This is a genomic window from Bradyrhizobium sacchari, assembly GCF_002068095.1.
Taxonomy (GTDB): Bacteria; Pseudomonadota; Alphaproteobacteria; order Rhizobiales; family Xanthobacteraceae; genus Bradyrhizobium; species Bradyrhizobium sacchari.
In genome coordinates, this window is the sequence record NZ_LWIG01000001.1 from 722,370 (window position 1) to 740,627 (window position 18,258).

Sequence of the window (18,258 nt, forward strand, 5' to 3'; positions counted from 1 at the left end):
GCGGCATTCTGGGACCCGGCTCAGCGTCGCGTCATTTCATGCCGCGCCGCGCCCGGGACGAGGCCACCTATGCAGGAGGCGTGCCGTTGAGCCCCAGCACATGGCCGGCAAGATAAAGCGAGCCGGTGATCAGGATACGCGGCGGCACTTCGTAAGCGAGCTTCGACAGGGCGCGCAGCGCGGCCTCGATGCCGGGCGCGATCTCGACGCGCATGCCCAGGCTGCGCGCCGCGTCGGCGAGGCGATCGACCGGCATCGCGTTCTCGGTGTCGGGGATCGGCACCGCGATGATATGGCGGGTGAGGCCGGCGAAATTGGCGAGAAAGCCCTGCGCGTCCTTGTTGGCCATCATGCCCACGATGACCACCAGCGGCCGCGACACCCGCTCCTCGAGATCGCCGAGCGCCGCGGCTGCGACGCGGCCGCCCTCGGCATTGTGGCCCCCGTCGAGCCAGATCTCCGAGCCCTGCGGCCCCCACGCGAGCAGCGCGCCCGCGGTGATGCGCTGCATCCGCGCCGGCCATTCGGCACCGACGATGCCGGCTTCGAAGGCGGCGTGGTTGACCTTGAAGGTCGGAATCGCGCGCAGCGTCGCGATCGCAAGCCCGGCATTGTCGAACTGGTGGCGGCCGAACAGCCGTGGCGCGGCGAGATCCATCAGGCCGCGCTCGTCGGAGTAAACCAGCCGTCCGTGCTCGACATTGACGTGCCAGCTCTCGTTCGCGGCAAACAGCGGCGCGCGCATGCGCTTGGCCTGCGCCTCGATCACGGCCATCGCCTCCGGCAACTGCTCGGCCGAGATCACGGGCACGCCGCGCTTGATGATCGCCGCCTTCTCGCCGGCGATCGATGTCAGGGTATCACCGAGGAAATCCATGTGGTCCATGCTGACGGGCGTGATCACGCACGCCGCAGGCGTGTCGACCACATTGGTCGAGTCGAGCCGGCCGCCGAGACCCACTTCCAGCAGCACGACGTCGGCCGGGTTCTGCGCGAACAGATGAAACGCCGCGGCGGTCTTCAGCTCGAACACGGTCGCGGGCTCGCCGGCATTGACGCGCTCCACCTCTTCGAGCGCCGCGCGCAGCTCGTCGTCGCTGACGAGAACGCCGCCACCGACGCGGCCGAGCCTGAAGCATTCGTTGATACGGACCAGATAGGGCGAGGTGTAGGTGTGGACGCGCAGGCCGGCGGCCTCCAGCGTCGCGCGCAGATAGGCGACCGTCGAGCCTTTGCCGTTGGTGCCGGCGACGTGAATCACCGGCGGCAGCTTGCGTTCGGGGTGGCCGAGCCGCTCGAGCAGGCGATGCATCCGCTCCAGCCCGAGGTCGATGCGCTTCTGGTGCAGGGCCGACAGCCGCCCGATCAACTCGCCGAGCGGTGTCGTTGCTCTGTCAGAAGAGGCGTTCACGCGTGCGGCGCGGCCGGCGCCGTCTCGGCGGCCGATACGATCTGCGCCGGGCTCGTGACCGGCTGCGCCGGCTTCGATGCGTTCTCCGTTGCCGGCGCCTTGGTCAGCAGGCGGCAGAGCCGGGCGAGCGTCGGACGCAGCTCATGGCGATGCACGACCATGTCCACCATGCCGTGCTCTTTCAGATACTCGGCGCGCTGGAAACCCTCCGGCAGCTTCTCGCGGATGGTCTGCTCGATCACGCGCGCGCCGGCAAAGCCGATCAGCGCGCCGGGCTCGGCGATCTGCACGTCGCCGAGCATCGCGTAGGAGGCGGTGACGCCGCCGGTGGTCGGGTTGGTCAGCACGACGATGTAGGGCAGCTTTGCCTCGCGCAGCATCTGTACCGCGACGGTGGTGCGCGGCATCTGCATCAGCGAAAGGATTCCTTCCTGCATGCGTGCGCCGCCCGACGCCGCGAACACGATGAAGGGCGACTTCTTCTCGACTGCGAGCTCCAGCCCGCGCACGATGGCCTCGCCCGCGGCCATGCCGAGCGAGCCGCCCATGAAATCGAAATCCTGCACGGCGACGACGACGGCAGCGCCTTCGAGCTTGCCGTAGCCGACCTTGATCGCGTCGTTGAGGTTGGTTCTCGCGCGGGCATCCTTGATGCGGTCGACATATTTCTTCTCGTCGCGGAACTTGAGCGGATCTGGCGTGACGTCGGGCAGCGCGACGTCGAACCAGGTCTCGTTGTCGAAGATCGACTTCAGACGCGCCACCGCGCCCATGCGCATGTGGTAGTTCGAGCCGGGAATGACGAACTGGTTGGCCTCGACGTCCTTGTAGAACACGAGCTGTCCGGAATCCGGGCACTTGATCCAAAGATTCTCCGGCGTCTCCCGCCGCAGCATGTTGCGGATCTTCGGCCGGACCACATTGGTAAGCCAGTTCATGGTTTGCTCCGATGTGCGATCTCGCGTGAGGATCGCCTGAAAGGATATATGGCCGCCGGACCCTGCCCCGGCAAGCCGTCGTCTCGCCCGCTCCGGAAGCGGAAGTATGGCCTATTCCGCCGCCTGCCGCGCGCCCTTGACGCCCTGGGCCAGAGCCGCGGTCAGCTCGGCTACGGCGTTAACGGTTTTGGCGGTTGCCCGCCCTTCCGCATCGAGGCTGTTCTTGAGCGCATCGACCAGCGCCGTGCCGACCACCGAACCATCGGCCTTCTCGGCAATGGCGCGCGCCGCCTCCGGCGTGCGGATGCCAAAACCAACGCAGATCGGCAGCTTGGTATGCCGCTTGATGCGCGCGACAGCTTCGCCAACGGCGTTGGCGTCCGCCGCCGCTGCGCCGGTGATGCCGGCGATGGAGACGTAATAGACAAAGCCTGACGTGTTCGCGAGCACCGCGGGCAGGCGCTTGTCGTCAGTGGTCGGGGTCGCGAGGCGAATGAAGTTCAGGCCCGCCTTCAGCGCGGGAATGCAGAGCTCGTCGTCTTCCTCGGGCGGCAAATCGACGATGATCAGACCGTCAACGCCTGATGTCTTGGCGTCCGCCAGAAACTTGTCGACGCCGTAGATGTAGATCGGATTGTAATAGCCCATCAGCACCAGCGGCGTGACGTCGTCGTCCTTGCGGAAGTCGCGTACCAGTTCCAGCGTCTTCTTCAAGGTCGTGCCGATCTTGAGCGCGCGCAGACCTGCGGCCTGAATCGAGGGACCATCCGCCATCGGATCGGTGAAGGGGATGCCGAGTTCGATGACGTCGGCGCCTGCCTTGGGCAGCGCCTTGACGATATTGAGCGACGTCGTGAGATCGGGATCGCCGGCCATCACATAGGTGACGAAGGCCGAGCGGCCCTGCTTCTTCAGCTCGGCAAAACGGGTGTCGATACGCGTGGTCACTTGCTCTTGCCCCTCAGGATGTCGCCGACCTGCGGGACGTCCTTGTCGCCGCGGCCGGAGAGGTTGACGACCATCAGGTGGTCCTTCGGCCGCTTCGGCGCGAGCTCCATCACCTTGGCGATGGCATGCGCTGGCTCGAGCGCGGGGATGATGCCCTCGAGCTTCGACAGCAGCTGGAACGCGGCGAGCGCCTCGTCGTCGGTCGCGGAGAGATAGTTGACGCGGCCGACCTCGTGCAGCCAGGAATGCTCGGGGCCGATGCCGGGATAGTCGAGGCCGGCCGAGATCGAATGCGCGTCCTGGATCTGGCCGTCCGCGTCCATCAAGAGATAGGTGCGATTGCCGTGCAGCACGCCGGGACGGCCGCCCGCGATCGAGGCCGCATGCAGCTGTGTGAGGCCATGGCCGGCCGCTTCGACGCCGAAGATCTCGACGGAGGAATCATCGAGGAACGGATGGAACAGGCCCATCGCGTTCGAGCCGCCGCCGATGCAGGCAACCAGCGAATCCGGCAGGCGTCCCTCGACCTCCTGCATCTGCGCCTTGGTCTCGTTGCCGATGATCGACTGGAAGTCGCGCACCAGGGTCGGATAGGGATGCGGACCCGCCACCGTGCCGATGCAATAGAAGGTGTTGTGCACGTTGGTGACCCAGTCGCGCAGCGCCTCGTTCATGGCGTCCTTCAGCGTGCGCGTGCCCGACTGCACCGGGAACACCTTTGCCCCCAGCATCTCCATGCGGATGACGTTGGGCTGCTGCCGCTCGACGTCGACGGCGCCCATATAGACCACGCATTCGAGGCCAAAGCGCGCGCACAGCGTCGCGGTGGCGACGCCGTGCTGGCCGGCGCCGGTCTCGGCGATGATGCGCTTCTTGCCCATGCGCCGCGCCAGCATGATCTGGCCGAGCACGTTGTTCACCTTGTGCGAGCCGGTGTGGTTGAGCTCCTCGCGCTTGAGGTAGATTTTTGCGCCGCCGAGATGCTCGGTGAGACGCTCGGCGAAATAGAGCGGCGAGGGCCGGCCGACATAGTTCTTGAGATAGCCGTTCATCTCGGCCTGGAACGCCGGATCGGCCTTGGCCGCGGTGTAAGCCTTCTCCAGATCGAGGATCAGCGGCATCAGGGTTTCAGCGACGAAGCGTCCGCCGAAAATGCCGAAATGACCGCGCTCGTCGGGGCCGCTGCGATAGGAATTGGGTTTGGCGATGTTCATCGAACGCTCAGCTCTTGACTTGCATCCTGGGTGGCGCGCGCGGCGCGAATGAAGGCCTTGATCATCTCGGGATCCTTGACGCCAGGGGCGCTCTCGACACCCGAGGACACGTCGACACCGCCGGCGCGGGTGACGCGGAGTGCTTCCGCAACGTTGCCGGCGTCCAGCCCGCCCGAGACCATGTAGGGCAGTTTCAGATCCAGATTTTCCAGCAGGTGCCAGTCGAAGGGCTCCCCTAAGCCGCCGGGCCGCGTCGCATTCTTCGGCGCCCGGGCATCGAACAGGATGCGATCGGCGACCGCGGCATAGCCCGGCAGCACGGCAAGATCGGTGGCGGTTGCGACCGGGACGGCCTTCATCACCGGGCGGCCGAACTTCTGCTTGATGTCGCGCAGCCGCGCCACGCTCTCCTTGCCGTGGAGCTGGAACATGTCGGGGGACAGCGCGTCCATGATGTTGTCGAGCGTGGCGTCGTCGGCATCGACCGTGAGTGCGACTTTAAGCGCGCGCTGCTTCACCTGGCGGCCGAGGTCGCGGCCAAGCTCCAGCGAGAGATGCCGCGGCGAGGGCGGAAAGAACACGAACCCCACCATGTCGGCGCCCGCGTCGAGCGCCGTTTGAAGCGTCTCGCGCGTGGACAGGCCGCAGATTTTGACGAGCAGGGACATGGTCTCAAAGCGGGTAGCGGCCGCAAGGTGCGGCCGGAAAACAGGGTTTTCGGTCGGGGCCGCTTCTACAACGTCGCGCGCTGCTTGTCTCGCCCGATGGGCCCGTAAAGGCCGACCCCGGAGGGCACGGGGAGGCGCTGCGCCTCGGGCCTTGCCGCGGCCACCTGGGCCCGCAGATCGGCCAGTTCGCCCCTCACAGCCCGGGCATCAGCCTCATTCCGGCGCGCGGCCCGCCGCCAGCGCCGCTGTGCGAACCAGACGGCTGAGCCGCCCGCCACGACGCCCAGCGCCGCCACCAGGATCAGGAGCAGGAACAACGGCATTGTGCGCGACAGGGCCGGATCATTCTCCATGAAGGGATCAAAGGAGACGGTCACGAAATGCCGGTTGGCCACCGCGAAGGTCGCCAGGATCAGGCCCAGCGGAATCACGATCAGCGCGGTCAGGAACTTTCGCATCTCGCTTCGCTCGCCTTGAATCAAGCCGTCGGCCGCAACGTTCGCGACCGCAAAAAATCCTGGCGCCGGCCCTAGTCTGCTGCGCCGGGATCCGGATGGTCGCGGTTCAACCGCTCACGCATTTCCTTGCCGGTCTTGAAGAACGGTACGCTCTTCTGGTCGACGGGCACATGGGCGCCGGTGCGCGGGTTGCGCCCGGCGCGTGCAGGGCGATGCTTGACCGAGAAGGCACCGAAACCGCGCAGCTCGACGCGGTCACCGCGTGCGAGGGCCGCTACGATCTCTTCGAGAATCGCATTCACAATGTTCTCGACATCCCGCTGGTACAGATGCGGGTTGTGCTCGGCGATACGCTGAACAAGTTCGGATTTGATCATCGAGAGATAGGACCCGGAAGCGTGCGGATGACCATTTCCGTGAAAATACTGTGATCTGTCAAGACGCTAAATCAAGGTTGAGCGCCGTGAAAATGCGTGACAAATGCCGAAAAAGCGGGCTGTCCCGACACTCGCAGTGCGAGAAAAACTTCGGGAACTCGCCTGCCCCAGTCAATTTGATGCGGCCGGCTGCCACAACGCCAGCATTCCATCCATTCCGAGCCGGTCGACGGCCTGCGCGACGCCGGTTTGCCCGATTTGATGCGCGATCGAGCCCAAACCAAGCGCTTCCAGCGTCACGACGGCCGCGGTCTTCAGGAACGGCAGATCGCCAAAGCGCGGCTGCAGCTTGTAGTCGCGAACCGAAAGCCCCTTCTTGACGCCCTTCTGCTCGACCAGCCAGGTCACCGCAGCCTTCTCATCGCCGATCTGGTCGATCAGCTTGAGGTCGATGGCCTGGCGTCCGGTGAAGACGCGGCCGTCAGCCACTTTCTCGAGCTGCGTGTCATCCATGCCACGCCTTTCCTTCACCAGTCCCTTGAACCAGGCGTAGGAGTCCTTCACCAGCGCATCGAGCGCGGCGCGCGCTTCGGGGCTTGTCGGCTCGAATCCGTTGGGCGCAGCCTTCAGCGGCGAGGATTTCACCTCCTCGACCTTGACGCCGATGGTCTTCAAGAGCTCGGTGACGTTGGGGTACTGGAACAGCACGCCGATCGAACCGACCAGCGAGCTCTGCTGGGCGATGATGTGATCGCTCGCGATCGCGGTGATGTAGCCGCCGGAGGCGGCGAGACCTTCGACCACGACGACGAGCGGCTTCTTCGCCTTCAACCGCACCAGCGAGTCATAGAGCTGCTCGGACCCGGCGGTGGTGCCGCCCGGCGAGTTGATGTGAACGATAACGGCGGNCCGCCTGCGAATTCTCCAGCCGCTCCAGCGCCTGCGTGCGATCGGAATCGCTGCGGATCAGTCCCTCGATGTGGACCCGCGCGATCGAGCCGGCGGACGCGAACGTTCCGCGCGCACCCGGCGTTGCGATCAGCGCAAAGCTCGCAATCGCCGCGATCACGATCAGTGCCGCCATGACACGCCAGAACGTCAGCTTGCGGCGGATCCTGCGACGATCGACGATGATGTCCGAATCGAGCGACATCGAAATATCTCCAAATGAAAGGCCGGGCGCGTTGTGCCGTCACAACGTAAGCATTGGCTTGTCTGGATACATCAATTGCGGCGCATTTTGAAGAAATGAAGGCTTGCCGGCGGCGTGAGCAGGAGGCCGCCACATTCAGATGTCGTCCCCGCGAAGGCGGGGACCCATAACCACAGGGAGGAGCATGACGCGAGACGCTCACGCCGAGTCTTCGTCAAACCACTCCCTGCGGTTATGGGTCCCGGGCTCGCGCTTCGCGCGCCCCGGGACGACAGTTGAGTATGCCGCAACAAAAAAGCCCCGGCTTACGCCGGGGCTTCGATTGCCCGCGAAACGGAAGTTTCGCTTACTTGTTATCGCGGTTCTTGAGGGCGGTGCCGAGGATGTCGCCGAGCGTCGCACCCGAATCGGAGGAGCCGTACTGCGCGATGGCTTCCTTCTCTTCGGCGACTTCGAGCGCCTTGATCGACACCTGGACCTTGCGGGCCTTCTTGTCGAACTGGATCACGCGGGCATCGACCTTCTCGCCGACGGCGAAGCGTTCGGCGCGCTGGTCGTTGCGGTCACGCGCGAGCTCCGAGCGCTTGATGAAGGTGGTGAAGTCGGTACCGGCGATCTTCACCTCGATACCGCTCTCCTTCACTTCGAGCACTTCGCAGGTCACGACAGCGCCCTTCTTGACATCGCCCGGCTCGGCGAAGGGGTCGCCTTCGAGCTGCTTGATGCCGAGCGAGATGCGCTCCTTCTCGACGTCCACATCGAGCACCACGGCCTTCACCATGTCGCCCTTCTTGTAGTTGTCGATCACCTGCTCGCCCGGAAGCTTCCAGTCGAGGTCGGAGAGGTGGACCATGCCGTCGACGTCGCCCTCGAGACCCAGGAACAGACCGAACTCGGTCTTGTTCTTGACCTCGCCCTCGACCACCGAACCGGTCGGGTGACCTTCGACGAAGACCTCCCAAGGGTTGCGCATGGTCTGCTTGAGGCCGAGCGAGATGCGGCGCTTGACGGAATCGACTTCCAGCACCTGCACGTCGACTTCCTGCGAGGTCGATACGATCTTGCCGGGGTGCATGTTCTTCTTGGTCCACGACATCTCGGAGACGTGGATCAGGCCTTCAATGCCCGGCTCGAGCTCGACGAACGCACCGTAGTCGGTGATGTTGGTGACGCGGCCGGTGAAGCGGGCACCCAGCGGGTACTTGGCTTCGATGCCCTGCCACGGATCGTCCAGCAGCTGCTTCATGCCCAGCGAGATGCGGTGCGTCTCGTGGTTGATCTTGATGATCTTGACCTTCACGGTCTGGCCGATCGAGAGCACCTCGGTCGGGTGGTTGACGCGGCGCCACGCGATGTCGGTGACGTGCAGCAGGCCGTCGATGCCGCCGAGGTCAACGAACGCACCGTAATCGGTGATGTTCTTGACCACGCCGTCGATGACCTGACCCTCTTCGAGGTTCTGCACCAGCTCCTGGCGCTGCTCGGCGCGGGTCTCTTCGAGAACCGTGCGGCGGGACACCACGATGTTGCCGCGGCGGCGGTCCATCTTGAGGATCTGGAACGGCTGCGAGTTGTTCATCAGCGGCGCAACGTCGCGGATCGGACGGATGTCGACCTGCGAGCGCGGCAGGAAGGCCACGGCACCGTCGAGGTCGACGGTGAAGCCGCCCTTGACCTGGTTGAAGATGACGCCGTTGACCTTCTCGTTGTTCTGGAAGGCCTTCTCGAGCTTGCCCCAGCTCTCTTCGCGGCGCGCCTTGTCGCGCGACAGCACGGCCTCGCCGAGGGCGTTCTCGATGCGATCGAGGAACACTTCCACCTCGTCGCCGACCTTGAGGTCGGAGTCACGGCCGGGGCCGGAAAATTCGCGCAGGGCAACGCGGCCCTCGGTCTTCAGGCCGACGTCGATGACGGCCATGTCCTTTTCAATTGCAACCACCTTGCCCTTGACGACGGAGCTTTCCTGCAGGTTGCCACCTGCGAAGGACTCGTCGAGCATCGCGGCGAAATCGTCACGCGACGGGCTATAGGTATCAGCAGAAGTCGAAGCCATTTGTTCTCCAGTTGCGGATGTATTGCCGGCCGTTGGGTTCATGGGCGCATCGCACACGCAGTGTCGGAAGGTCCGCAAAACCTTCGAGCGACCGCTTGCTGCTCCGACCCTAAAGGCGGAACAGCGGAAGCGGGCCGGCAGAGGCCCGCGCATTCGATACGTGAAAATCTTGTCCGGAGCCTGGATCGCGCCGGCCCCGAAACAGGGACCGAGAGTATCGACCTCAAAGAGCGGGAGCGGGCGCTTCCTCCAATGACGGCGGCGGCTTAACCCCGCGACCGGCCCGCTCGGACGGCCTCGATAATGTCGATGGCGGCCCGGACGCCGCCTTCTATATCCAGTTGGGAGTTATCTAGCAAGTAAGCATCCGGGGCCGGTTTTAAAGGCGCAATCGGCCGGTTCTTGTCACGCTCGTCGCGCCGGATGATGTCGGCGAGCACGGCCGCCTCGTCGGCCTCCTCGCCCCTGGCCTTGGCCTCCATGGTGCGCCGGCGGGCGCGCACCTTGGGGTCGGCCACGACGAAGATCTTCACGTCGGCATGGGGGCAGATCACGGTTCCAATATCCCGACCGTCGAGCACGGCGCCCGGCGGATCGGCGGCGAATTGCCGCTGGAAATTAACCAGGACCTCGCGAACCCTGGGGATCGCCGAGACGATCGAGGCGCCCTCGCCGGCTTCCTGGGTCTTCAGGGCGGGATTGCCGAACTTTTCGGGATCGAGCTCCAACGCGGCCTGCACCGCGGCCGCCTCGTCCCGGAGATCATGGCCGGACTGCATCAGGGCATAGGCCACCGCGCGGTAGATCACGCCGGTATCGAGATGACGATAGCCGTAATGGTGGGCGAGACGCTTGCCGAGCGTGCCCTTGCCCGAGGCCGCGGGCCCGTCGATGGCGATAATCATGAAAACTCGGCCCCCAGCGAACGCATCATCGGAATGAAATCCGGGAAACTGGTGGCGATGAAGCCGGTGTCATCGACGGTCACCGGCTGGTCGGAGGCGCAGCCCATCACCAGCGCCGACATCGCGATGCGGTGGTCCATGTGGGTGGCGACAGTGCCGCTGCCGGGGACGTGGCCGCGGCCCTCGACGATCATGTCGTCGCCGGAGATCTCGACCTTGACGCCGTTGACGCGGAGCATCGCGGCGGTCGCCTCCAGGCGATCGGATTCCTTGACGCGCAGCTCCTGCAGGCCGCGCATGATGGTCGTGCCTTCGGCGAACGATGCCGCGACCGCCAGCACCAGATATTCGTCGATCATCGACGGCGCCCGTTCCGGCGGCACCTCGACGCCGCGCAGTTTTGACGCGCGCACGCGCAAGCGCGCCATCGGCTCGCCGGCATCGCCGCGAACTTCGCTCTCCTCGATGAAGGCGCCCATTTCGCGCAGCGTGGTGAACAGGCCGGTGCGCAGCGGATTGGTCATGACGTCGGACAGCACGACGTCGGAGCCCTCGACGATCAGTGCGGCAACGATCGGGAACGCCGCTGACGAGGGGTCGGCCGGTACCACGACATTGGCGCCATGCAGCTCGGGCTGGCCGACCAGCGTGATGCGGCGGCCGTGCTGGCCTTCCTGCACTGATGTGACGTCGGCGCCAAAGTGCTTCAGCATCAGCTCGGTGTGGTCGCGGCTGGCCTCGGTCTCGATGACCGTGGTGATGCCCGGCGCGGCGAGACCTGCCAACAGCACAGCCGACTTGATTTGCGCCGAGGCGACCGGGGTCTTGTAGGTGATCGGCAGCGGATCGCGCGCGCCTTGGAGGGTCAGCGGCAGACGCCCGCCCTCGCTTCCGGAGGTGACCTTGGCACCTATCTTTTCGAGGGGATCGAGGATCCGGCGCATGGGGCGGCTGCGTAGCGAGGCATCGCCGTCGAATACCGCCGAGATCGGGCAGCCCGCGACGGCGCCCATGACCAGCCTGCAGCCGGTGCCGGAATTGCCGAAATCCAGCGCCACCTTGGGCTGGGCGAAGCCGGCGACACCCACGCCGTTGACCTTCCAGGCGAAATCGCCAGTGCGTTCGACCCTGGCGCCCAGCGCCTGCATCGACTTGGCGGTGTTGAGGACGTCCTCGCCCTCGAGCAGGCCCGAAATCCTGGTCTCGCCGACCGAGAGCGCACCCAGGATGAGGGCGCGGTGGGAGATCGACTTGTCCCCGGGCACCCGTACTTTCCCGGTCAGGGGACCGCTGGCACGAGACTGGAGCGGCCTCGGTTGGTCGGAATGGGTCAAGATTGTGTCCTTGAGTGGGCCCTGCGGGCAGCCGCGCAGGTACCACATGGTCTGCGCCCCGTCACGGGCATGTCTTTCTCCCGTAATGCGCTATTGACAGCGGCCCGCCAACTAGCCAAGTGAAGCACCGCTTTTCAGACATTCCCAGGATTCCTGCCGTGGCCAAGTCCGAACTCGGAACCAAACGTATTTGCCCGACCACGGGCAAGAAATTCTACGACCTCAACAAGAATCCGGTGATCTCGCCCTATACCGGCGAAGTGGTGCCGATCGCCCCCATCGCGCCTGCGCGTGCCTCCCGTGGCGCCGAAGCCCGCAGCATGGCCCAGGACACGACGCCGGAGCCGGCGGAGGCCGAAGAGATGGTCTCCCTGGAGGAGGCCGATGCCGAGGAGAACACCGGCAAGGTCAAGGCTGTCGTCCCCGAATCGGAGGACGATATCGAGGTCGACGAGACCCTCGACGACGACGATGACGATGATTCGACCTTCATTGCTGACGAGGAAGAGGGCGATGAGGACGTGACCGACATCATTGGTGATGTCGGAGGTGATGAAGAGACTTGAGATCAGTCCTGATCTGTGAAAAAGGGTGCACCGCGCGAGTCGGAAGGCTCGCCGGCCGGATGGATCCCCCAGGATCCTCCCAACTGGAAGACTTAAGGGGCCATAGCTCAGCTGGGAGAGCGCTTGCATGGCATGCAAGAGGTCGGCGGTTCGATCCCGCCTGGCTCCACCAGCCTTCGCTCTCTTCGCGAGCTTCGGCTGGGCAAACCTACGGAAGTCCCTCGTAGCGAAGTGAGCGAAGGCTGCCCGCCATGGCCCGAAGGGCGAAGACGGGCTTTGAATCCCAACTACTCCCCGATCACCGCATTCAGCCGATCCCGCAGCGCGACGATCTCGTCCTTCATCGTCACCAGCTCCGACACCGAACAGTCCGATGCCGCCAGGATCGACTGCGGCACGCTACGCGCTTTCTCCTTCAGTGCATGGCCCTGCGCGGTCAGGGCGATCATGACCTGACGCTCGTCCTCGCGTGAGCGGGTGCGCTTGACGAGATGAGCGGCCTCGAGCCGCTTGAGCAGCGGGGTCAGCGTGCCCGAATCCAGAAACAGCTTTTCGCCGATGTCCTTGACCGGCACGTCGTCGCGCTCCCACAGCACCAGCATCACCAGATATTGCGGATAGGTCAGGCCGAGCCGGTCGAGCAGCGGCTTGTAGACGCGGTTGAAGGCATGCGCGGCGGAGTAGACCGCGAAGCAGATCTGGTTGTCGAGCCGCTGCGGGTCGAGGGTCGATAGTTTCCGGGCCATGGAGAATCTCACGGGTTTCTCCCATTCTGGGGCTGGCCGGCGGCATATTCAATTGCGAACAATTAAATGTGAGGCATGCCGAATTAGATTGCGCACAATCTAATTGCCTGCGATAAGGATCGCATCCCAACCCGGAAACACCCGAGGAGACGACAATGTCCGTGAACGTGCTCTACAAGACCAGCGCCAAGGCCACCGGCGGCCGCGACGGCCATGCTGCGACCCTCGACGGCGCGCTCGACGTCAAGCTCACCACGCCGAAGGAGCTCGGTGGCGGCGGCGGCGCCGGCAACAATCCCGAGCAGCTGTTCGCGGCCGGCTATGCCGCCTGCTTCATCGGGGCGATGAAGTTCGTGGCCTCGCAGGGCGGCCCGAAGGTTCCGGCCGACGCCTCCGTCACCTCGACCGTCGGCATCGGCCCGCGCTCCGAGGGCGGCTTCGGCCTCGACATCGACCTCGCCGTCTCGCTACCGGGTCTTGCCCGGGCGGAGGCCGAGGCGCTGGTCGAGAAGGCCCACCAGGTGTGCCCGTACTCCAATGCCACGCGCGGCAATGTCGACGTTCGCCTGACGGTCGTCTGATCGGAGATGCGGATTGGCTGGCCCGGGATCCCCCTCGGGCCGGCCGCTTCCGCTGGAATTTGCCACCTCGCGGGATGGCCGCGCGGCGGCGCATACGGCTCCACGCGGGGGCCCATTGCTGGCGCAAAAAAACCTCGCTAGGCCTGTGATCATCAACCGACACAGGGAAGCGAAGGCATGACCGAAGCAGCAATGGGCGCAATGAGCGGACTGCGCGTCATCGATCTCACGCGCGTGCTCGGCGGTCCCTACTGCACCCAGATCCTCGCCGACCACGGCGCCGACGTCATCAAGGTCGAGCCGCCCGCGGGCGATGAGGTGCGCGAATGGGGCCCTCCGTTCCACGAGGAGGACGCGGCCTATTTCGTCGGCATCAACCGCAACAAGCGCTCGATCGGCCTCGACCTCGCCTCCGAGGGCGGCCGTGTCGTGCTGCTGAAGATGCTGGAGACGGCCGACGTCCTGATCGAGAATTTCAAGCCGGGCACGCTGGAGAAATGGGGCATCGGCAACGATGTGCTCAGCCAGAAATTCCCGCGCCTCGTGCATTGCCGGATCTGCGGCTTCGGCGCCGACGGGCCGCGCGGCGGCAATCCCGGCTATGACGCCATCATCCAGGCCATGACCGGCATGATCGCGGCGACCGGCTCGCCCGAGAGCGGGCCGATGCGGATCGGCGTGCCGCTGGTCGACATCACCACGGGCCTCTATGCCGCGATCGGCATCCTGATGGCGCTGTCGGAGCGGCAGCGTTCGGGCAAGGGCCAGTTCCTGGAGACCACGCTGTACGAGACCGGCCTCGCCATCATGCATCCGCACACCGCGAACTATTTCATGCACGGCAAGCCGCCCGGCCTCACCGGCAACGAGCATCCGAACCTCGTGCCTTATGCGATCTTCCCGACGAAGACCGACAACATCTTCATCGGCGTCGGCAATGACGGCACCTTCCGCAAGCTCGCAAAGGAGATCGGCAAGCCCGAGCTCGGCACCGATCCGCGCTTTGCCCGCAACAAGGACCGCATCGCCAACCGCGAGGCGCTGCGCGCCGAGCTTGCCGCGGTGTTCAGCCAGCACGAGGCCGAGCCGCTGTGCAATCGCCTGCTCGCGGCGGGCCTTCCCGCAGGTCCGGTGCAGAAGATCGACCAGGCGTTGACGAACCCGCACACGATCGCGCGCGGCGATATCATCGAGAAGGACTGGTACAAGGGCGTGGCCTCGCCGATCCGGCTCGATCGCAGCAAGCCGAGCCTGCGGCGCCTGCCCCCGAAATTCAGCCAGCACGCCGCCGAGGTGTTGGGCGAGTTCGGCTACTCCAAGTCCGAGATCGACGCGATGGTCGCGAAGGGCACGGTCTGCGGCCCCGAGCGCAAGCGCTAGACCCCTCGCCGTCACGCCTTCGATAATGCCGCACTGCGGCGCGCCCACGCCTGTGCGGCGCGAACGGCAGTGGCCGTCCGCTCCGCATTCGCCTATTTGACGGCTTCCCTTTTCGAGCGCTTGCCGCTTTCGTTTCGGCCGCTTACACAGTCATGTGAACGTCATATGGCGCTGCTAGCGCAAGCGCTTCTTGAGTGACGGGCAAGGGAGGTTTTCTTGATGGCTCTTCGACATTTTGGCGCGACGGCTGCTGTTGCACTTGCGGTTGGCCTCGGCGCCTCGCCGGCCCTGGCGGTGACCGAAATCCAGTGGTGGCATGCGATGACCGGCGCCAACAACGACGTCATCGTCAAGCTCGCCAACGACTTCAACGCGTCGCAGACCGACTACAAGGTGGTCCCGACCTACAAGGGCAGCTACCCTGATACGATGAACGCCGGCATCGCCGCGTTCCGCGCCGGCAACGCTCCGCACATCATGCAGGTGTTCGAAGTCGGCACCGCGACCATGATGGCCGCGACCGGCGCCGTGAAGCCGGTCTACAAGCTGATGGCCGAGACCGGCGAGAAGTTCGATCCGAAGGCCTACCTGCCCGCGATCACCGGCTACTACTCGACCTCGAAGGGCGAGATGCTGTCGTTCCCCTTCAACTCTTCATCCACCGTCACGTGGATCAATCTCGATGCGCTCAAGAAGGCCGGCATCACCGAGCCGCCGAAGACCTGGCCGGAAGTCTTCGACGATGCGAAGAAGCTGAAAGCCGCCGGCTACACCACTTGCGGCTTCTCGGGCTCCTGGGTGACCTGGGTCAATCTCGAACAGCTTTCCGCCTGGCACAACGTCCCGCTCTCGACCAAGGCCAATGGCCTCGACGGCTTCGACACCGTGCTTCAGTTCAACGGTCCGCTCCAGGTCAAGCATCTCGAAAATCTCGTCGAGCTCCAGAAGGACAAGACCTACGACTATGCCGGCCGCACCAACACCGGCGAGGGTCGCTTCACCTCCGGCGAGTGCCCGATCTACCTGAGCTCCTCGTCGTTGTTCGCCAACATCAAGGCGCAGGCCAAGTTCGCCTTCACCGCCGCCCCGATGCCCTACTATCCCGACGCCAAGGGCGCGCCGCAGAACTCGATCATCGGCGGCGCTTCGCTCTGGATCATGGGCGGCAAGTCGGCCGACGAATACAAGGGCGTGGCAAAGTTCCTGACGTTCCTGTCGGACACCGACCGCCAGGTCTGGATCCACAAGGCCTCCGGTTATCTGCCGATCACCAAGGCCGCCTATGAGAAGGCCAAGGCCGAGGGCTTCTACAAGGATCAGCCTTATCTCGAAACGCCGCTGCTCGAATTGACCAACAAGGAGCCGACCGACAATTCGCGGGGCTTGCGCCTCGGCAACATGGTGCAGCTCCGCGACGTCTGGTCGGAGGAGATCGAGCAGGCGCTCGCCGGCAAGAAGACCGCCAAGCAGGCGCTGGACGCCGCGGTCGAACGTGGCAACGCCATGCTGCGCCAGTTCGAAAAGACCGCTGTGAAGTAAGGCGACTGGCGGCAGGCCGGATGCCCGGCCTGCCGCTTCCGGGGCATCATGCAAAAGCAAGCCATTTTCCAATCGAAGCTATTGCCCTACGCGCTGGTTGCACCGCAGCTCGCGGTCGTCCTGATTTTCTTCTATTGGCCGGCCCTGCAGGCGGCGGTTCAATCGTTCCTGCTCCAGGACGCCTTCGGCCTCTCGACGAGCTTCGTCTGGTTCGACAATTACATCGAGCTGTTCAAAGACCCCGCCTATTTCGAGGCGATCGTCCGCACCTTCTTCTTCTCGTTCGCCATCGCGGTCTCGTCGCTGTCCGTTGCGCTGCTGCTGGCGGTGATGGCCGACAAGCCGCTGCGTGGCTCGACGCTCTACCGCACGCTGCTGATCTGGCCCTATGCGGTCGCGCCGCCCGTGGTCGGCGTGCTCTGGATCTTCATGCTGCACCCCTCGCTCGGCGTGATCTCGCGTTACTTGCGGGGCGCCGGCATCGACTGGAATCCGCTGCTCGACGGCAACCAGGCCGCGACGCTGATCATCCTCGCCGCCGCGTGGAAGCAGATCTCCTATAATTTCCTGTTCTTCCTCGCCGGCCTGCAGGCGATCCCGAAAAGCGTGTTCGAGGCCGCCGCGATCGACGGCGCGCGCCCGATGCGGCGGTTCTGGACCGTGACGTTCCCGCTGCTGTCGCCGACCATCTTCTTCCTGCTGGTCGTCAACATCGTCTACGCCTTCTTCGACACCTTCGGCATCATCGACACCATGACCCGCGGCGGTCCCGGAACCTCGACGGTGACGCTGGTCTACAAGGTCTATTCGGACGGCCTGCTCGGCGGCAATCTCGGCAGCTCGGCGGCGCAGTCGGTGATCCTGATGATCCTCGTCATCGTGCTGACCGGCATCCAGTTCCGCTTCGTCGAACGCAAGGTGACCTACTGATGGTCGAGCAAGAGGGCATCCGCCGCTACGTCGCCCATTTCATCCTCTGGATCGGGATCGCGATCGTCGCCTTCCCCGTCTACATCGCGATCGTCGCCTCGACCCAGGACAACGCGCTGATCGCCAACGGGCAGATGTCGCTGCTGCCGGGCGGCCATTTCTTCGAGGTCTACTACCAGACCATCTTCGTCGGCACGAGCGGCGCGACGCGCGAGCCCGTCGGCAACATGATGCTCAACTCGCTGGTGATGGCGCTGGCGATCGCGATCGGCAAGATCGCGATCTCGATCATCTCGGCCTACGCCATCGTCTATTTCCGCTTCCCGTTCCGCATGGCGATCTTCTGGATCATCTTCATCACGTTGATGCTGCCGGTCGAGGTGCGCATCTACCCGACCTACAAGATCGTCGCCGACCTGCACATGCTCGACAGCTATGCGGGCCTCGCCCTGCCGCTGATCGCCTCGGCGACGGCGACGCTGCTGTTCCGCCAGTTCTTCATGACGGTGCCGGACGAGCTGCTGGAAGCCTCGCGCATCGACGGCGCGGGCCCGTTGCGCTTCTTCTGGGATACGCTGCTACCGCTGTCGCGCACCAACATGGCGGCGCTGTTCGTGATCCTGTTCATCCTCGGCTGGAATCAATATCTCTGGCCGCTGCTCATCACCACCCGCGACGACATGCAGACCATCCAGGTCGGCATCCGCAAGATGATCACCACCACCGACGCGCTGACCGAATGGCCGATCGTGATGGCGACCGCCGTGCTGGCCATGCTGCCGCCGGTGTTCGTCGTCGTCGCCATGCAGAAGCTGTTCGTGCGCGGCCTGGTCGAGACGGAAAAGTAACAAGCGAGTTTTCATGGCTAACGTCACCCTGCGCAACGTCCGCAAGACCTACACCGGCGGCTTCGAAGCCATCAAAGGCGTCAATGTCGACGTCGCCGACGGACAGTTCTGCGTGCTGGTCGGCCCCTCCGGCTGCGGCAAGTCCACGCTGCTGCGCATGGTCGCGGGGCTCGAGACCGTCACCGGCGGCGAGATCGACATCGGCGGCC

Annotated in this window: 19 protein-coding genes, 1 tRNA gene and 1 pseudogene; 8 read left to right on the forward strand and 13 right to left on the reverse strand. The window is 64.9% G+C overall.

Annotated features, from left to right (window positions below; translation table 11 throughout):
- Positions 1-67: 67 nt before the first annotated feature.
- From A5906_RS03280 to aroA, 12 genes and pseudogenes are all read right to left on the reverse strand, one after another.
- The gene (locus A5906_RS03280) at positions 68-1,411 is read right to left on the reverse strand and encodes a bifunctional folylpolyglutamate synthase/dihydrofolate synthase (RefSeq protein ID WP_080133799.1); all 1,344 of its coding nucleotides are present in this window, start codon (positions 1,409-1,411) and stop codon (positions 68-70) included.
- Positions 1,408-2,349, reverse strand: a complete 942-nt coding sequence (gene accD, locus A5906_RS03285; protein ID WP_080133800.1) for an acetyl-CoA carboxylase, carboxyltransferase subunit beta — start codon at positions 2,347-2,349, stop codon at positions 1,408-1,410. The genes A5906_RS03280 and accD overlap by 4 nt, the downstream gene beginning before the upstream one ends.
- 111 nt (positions 2,350-2,460) lie before the next feature.
- Positions 2,461-3,297, reverse strand: coding sequence for a tryptophan synthase subunit alpha (trpA, locus tag A5906_RS03290; protein ID WP_080133801.1), 837 nt, complete (start codon positions 3,295-3,297; stop codon positions 2,461-2,463).
- Entirely contained in the window at positions 3,294-4,511 is a 1,218-nt protein-coding gene (gene trpB, locus A5906_RS03295) for a tryptophan synthase subunit beta (RefSeq protein ID WP_080133802.1), read from the reverse strand. The genes trpA and trpB overlap by 4 nt, the downstream gene beginning before the upstream one ends.
- Positions 4,508-5,179, reverse strand: coding sequence for a phosphoribosylanthranilate isomerase (locus A5906_RS03300; protein ID WP_080133803.1), 672 nt, complete (start codon positions 5,177-5,179; stop codon positions 4,508-4,510). The genes trpB and A5906_RS03300 overlap by 4 nt, the downstream gene beginning before the upstream one ends.
- A 65-nt stretch (positions 5,180-5,244) precedes the next feature.
- Entirely contained in the window at positions 5,245-5,637 is a 393-nt protein-coding gene (locus A5906_RS03305; RefSeq protein ID WP_080134049.1) for a lipopolysaccharide assembly protein LapA domain-containing protein, read from the reverse strand.
- 71 nt (positions 5,638-5,708) lie between these two features.
- Entirely contained in the window at positions 5,709-6,014 is a 306-nt protein-coding gene (locus A5906_RS03310; protein ID WP_008539997.1) for an integration host factor subunit beta, read from the reverse strand.
- 171 nt (positions 6,015-6,185) lie between these two features.
- The coding region (gene sppA / locus A5906_RS03315) for a signal peptide peptidase SppA (RefSeq protein ID WP_245326570.1) at positions 6,186-6,922 on the reverse strand (737 nt) is incomplete at its 5' end.
- Position 6,923: 1 nt separating this feature from the next.
- Positions 6,924-7,167: pseudogene (locus A5906_RS43750) on the reverse strand (signal peptide peptidase SppA); the annotation flags it as partial.
- A gap of 346 nt (positions 7,168-7,513) precedes the next feature.
- Positions 7,514-9,220: a 30S ribosomal protein S1 gene (rpsA, locus tag A5906_RS03320; protein ID WP_027576919.1), complete on the reverse strand. Its 1,707-nt coding sequence runs from the start codon at positions 9,218-9,220 to the stop codon at positions 7,514-7,516.
- 266 nt (positions 9,221-9,486) lie between these two features.
- Complete coding sequence (gene cmk / locus A5906_RS03325; RefSeq protein ID WP_080133804.1) at positions 9,487-10,125, reverse strand: (d)CMP kinase; 639 nt, start codon at positions 10,123-10,125, stop codon at positions 9,487-9,489.
- Positions 10,122-11,459, reverse strand: a complete 1,338-nt coding sequence (gene aroA, locus A5906_RS03330; protein WP_080134050.1) for a 3-phosphoshikimate 1-carboxyvinyltransferase — start codon at positions 11,457-11,459, stop codon at positions 10,122-10,124. Before aroA ends, cmk begins: the two co-directional genes overlap by 4 nt.
- A 158-nt stretch (positions 11,460-11,617) precedes the next feature.
- Here aroA and A5906_RS03335 point away from each other — a divergent pair, with 158 nt between their 5' ends.
- Both A5906_RS03335 and A5906_RS03340 read left to right on the forward strand, forming a co-directional pair.
- Positions 11,618-12,025, forward strand: coding sequence for a TIGR02300 family protein (locus A5906_RS03335; RefSeq protein ID WP_080133805.1), 408 nt, complete (start codon positions 11,618-11,620; stop codon positions 12,023-12,025).
- Between the two features lie 96 nt (positions 12,026-12,121).
- A tRNA-Ala gene (locus tag A5906_RS03340) sits at positions 12,122-12,197 on the forward strand.
- 115 nt (positions 12,198-12,312) lie between these two features.
- Here the strand turns inward: A5906_RS03340 and A5906_RS03345 are convergent.
- Positions 12,313-12,771, reverse strand: coding sequence for a MarR family winged helix-turn-helix transcriptional regulator (locus tag A5906_RS03345; protein WP_080133806.1), 459 nt, complete (start codon positions 12,769-12,771; stop codon positions 12,313-12,315).
- Positions 12,772-12,926: 155 nt separating this feature from the next.
- Here A5906_RS03345 and A5906_RS03350 point away from each other — a divergent pair, with 155 nt between their 5' ends.
- The 6 genes from A5906_RS03350 to A5906_RS43755 all read left to right on the forward strand — a co-directional run.
- Positions 12,927-13,352: an organic hydroperoxide resistance protein gene (locus tag A5906_RS03350; protein WP_061023501.1), complete on the forward strand. Its 426-nt coding sequence runs from the start codon at positions 12,927-12,929 to the stop codon at positions 13,350-13,352.
- Between the two features lie 177 nt (positions 13,353-13,529).
- The gene (locus A5906_RS03355) at positions 13,530-14,732 is read left to right on the forward strand and encodes a CaiB/BaiF CoA transferase family protein (RefSeq protein WP_080133807.1); all 1,203 of its coding nucleotides are present in this window, start codon (positions 13,530-13,532) and stop codon (positions 14,730-14,732) included.
- Positions 14,733-14,951: 219 nt separating this feature from the next.
- Positions 14,952-16,271, forward strand: a complete 1,320-nt coding sequence (gene ugpB, locus A5906_RS03360) for a sn-glycerol-3-phosphate ABC transporter substrate-binding protein UgpB (RefSeq protein WP_080133808.1) — start codon at positions 14,952-14,954, stop codon at positions 16,269-16,271.
- A gap of 48 nt (positions 16,272-16,319) precedes the next feature.
- Complete coding sequence (ugpA, locus tag A5906_RS03365) at positions 16,320-17,201, forward strand: sn-glycerol-3-phosphate ABC transporter permease UgpA (RefSeq protein WP_080133809.1); 882 nt, start codon at positions 16,320-16,322, stop codon at positions 17,199-17,201.
- A complete protein-coding gene (gene ugpE / locus A5906_RS03370) occupies positions 17,201-18,049 on the forward strand; it encodes a sn-glycerol-3-phosphate ABC transporter permease UgpE (protein WP_080133810.1) in 849 nt (282 codons plus the stop codon). The genes ugpA and ugpE overlap by 1 nt, the downstream gene beginning before the upstream one ends.
- Positions 18,050-18,062: 13 nt before the next feature.
- Positions 18,063-18,258: ATP-binding cassette domain-containing protein (locus tag A5906_RS43755; RefSeq protein WP_245326571.1), on the forward strand; the 196-nt coding region annotated here is incomplete at its 3' end.

Excerpts from the sequence above, each read along its gene's own strand:
- accD (WP_080133800.1), bottom strand. The coding sequence starts at position 2,349 with ATGAACTGGCTTACCAATGTGGTCCGGCCGAAGATCCGCAACATGCTG.
- trpB (WP_080133802.1), bottom strand. The coding sequence starts at position 4,511 with ATGAACATCGCCAAACCCAATTCCTATCGCAGCGGCCCCGACGAGCGC.
- A5906_RS03300 (WP_080133803.1), bottom strand. The coding sequence starts at position 5,179 with ATGTCCCTGCTCGTCAAAATCTGCGGCCTGTCCACGCGCGAGACGCTT.
- A5906_RS03305 (WP_080134049.1), bottom strand. The coding sequence starts at position 5,637 with ATGCGAAAGTTCCTGACCGCGCTGATCGTGATTCCGCTGGGCCTGATC.
- A5906_RS03310 (WP_008539997.1), bottom strand. The coding sequence starts at position 6,014 with ATGATCAAATCCGAACTTGTTCAGCGTATCGCCGAGCACAACCCGCAT.
- rpsA (WP_027576919.1), bottom strand. The coding sequence starts at position 9,220 with ATGGCTTCGACTTCTGCTGATACCTATAGCCCGTCGCGTGACGATTTC.
- cmk (WP_080133804.1), bottom strand. The coding sequence starts at position 10,125 with ATGATTATCGCCATCGACGGGCCCGCGGCCTCGGGCAAGGGCACGCTC.
- A5906_RS03345 (WP_080133806.1), bottom strand. The coding sequence starts at position 12,771 with ATGGCCCGGAAACTATCGACCCTCGACCCGCAGCGGCTCGACAACCAG.
- A5906_RS03350 (WP_061023501.1), top strand. The coding sequence starts at position 12,927 with ATGTCCGTGAACGTGCTCTACAAGACCAGCGCCAAGGCCACCGGCGGC.
- A5906_RS03355 (WP_080133807.1), top strand. The coding sequence starts at position 13,530 with ATGACCGAAGCAGCAATGGGCGCAATGAGCGGACTGCGCGTCATCGAT.
- ugpB (WP_080133808.1), top strand. The coding sequence starts at position 14,952 with ATGGCTCTTCGACATTTTGGCGCGACGGCTGCTGTTGCACTTGCGGTT.
- ugpA (WP_080133809.1), top strand. The coding sequence starts at position 16,320 with ATGCAAAAGCAAGCCATTTTCCAATCGAAGCTATTGCCCTACGCGCTG.
- ugpE (WP_080133810.1), top strand. The coding sequence starts at position 17,201 with ATGGTCGAGCAAGAGGGCATCCGCCGCTACGTCGCCCATTTCATCCTC.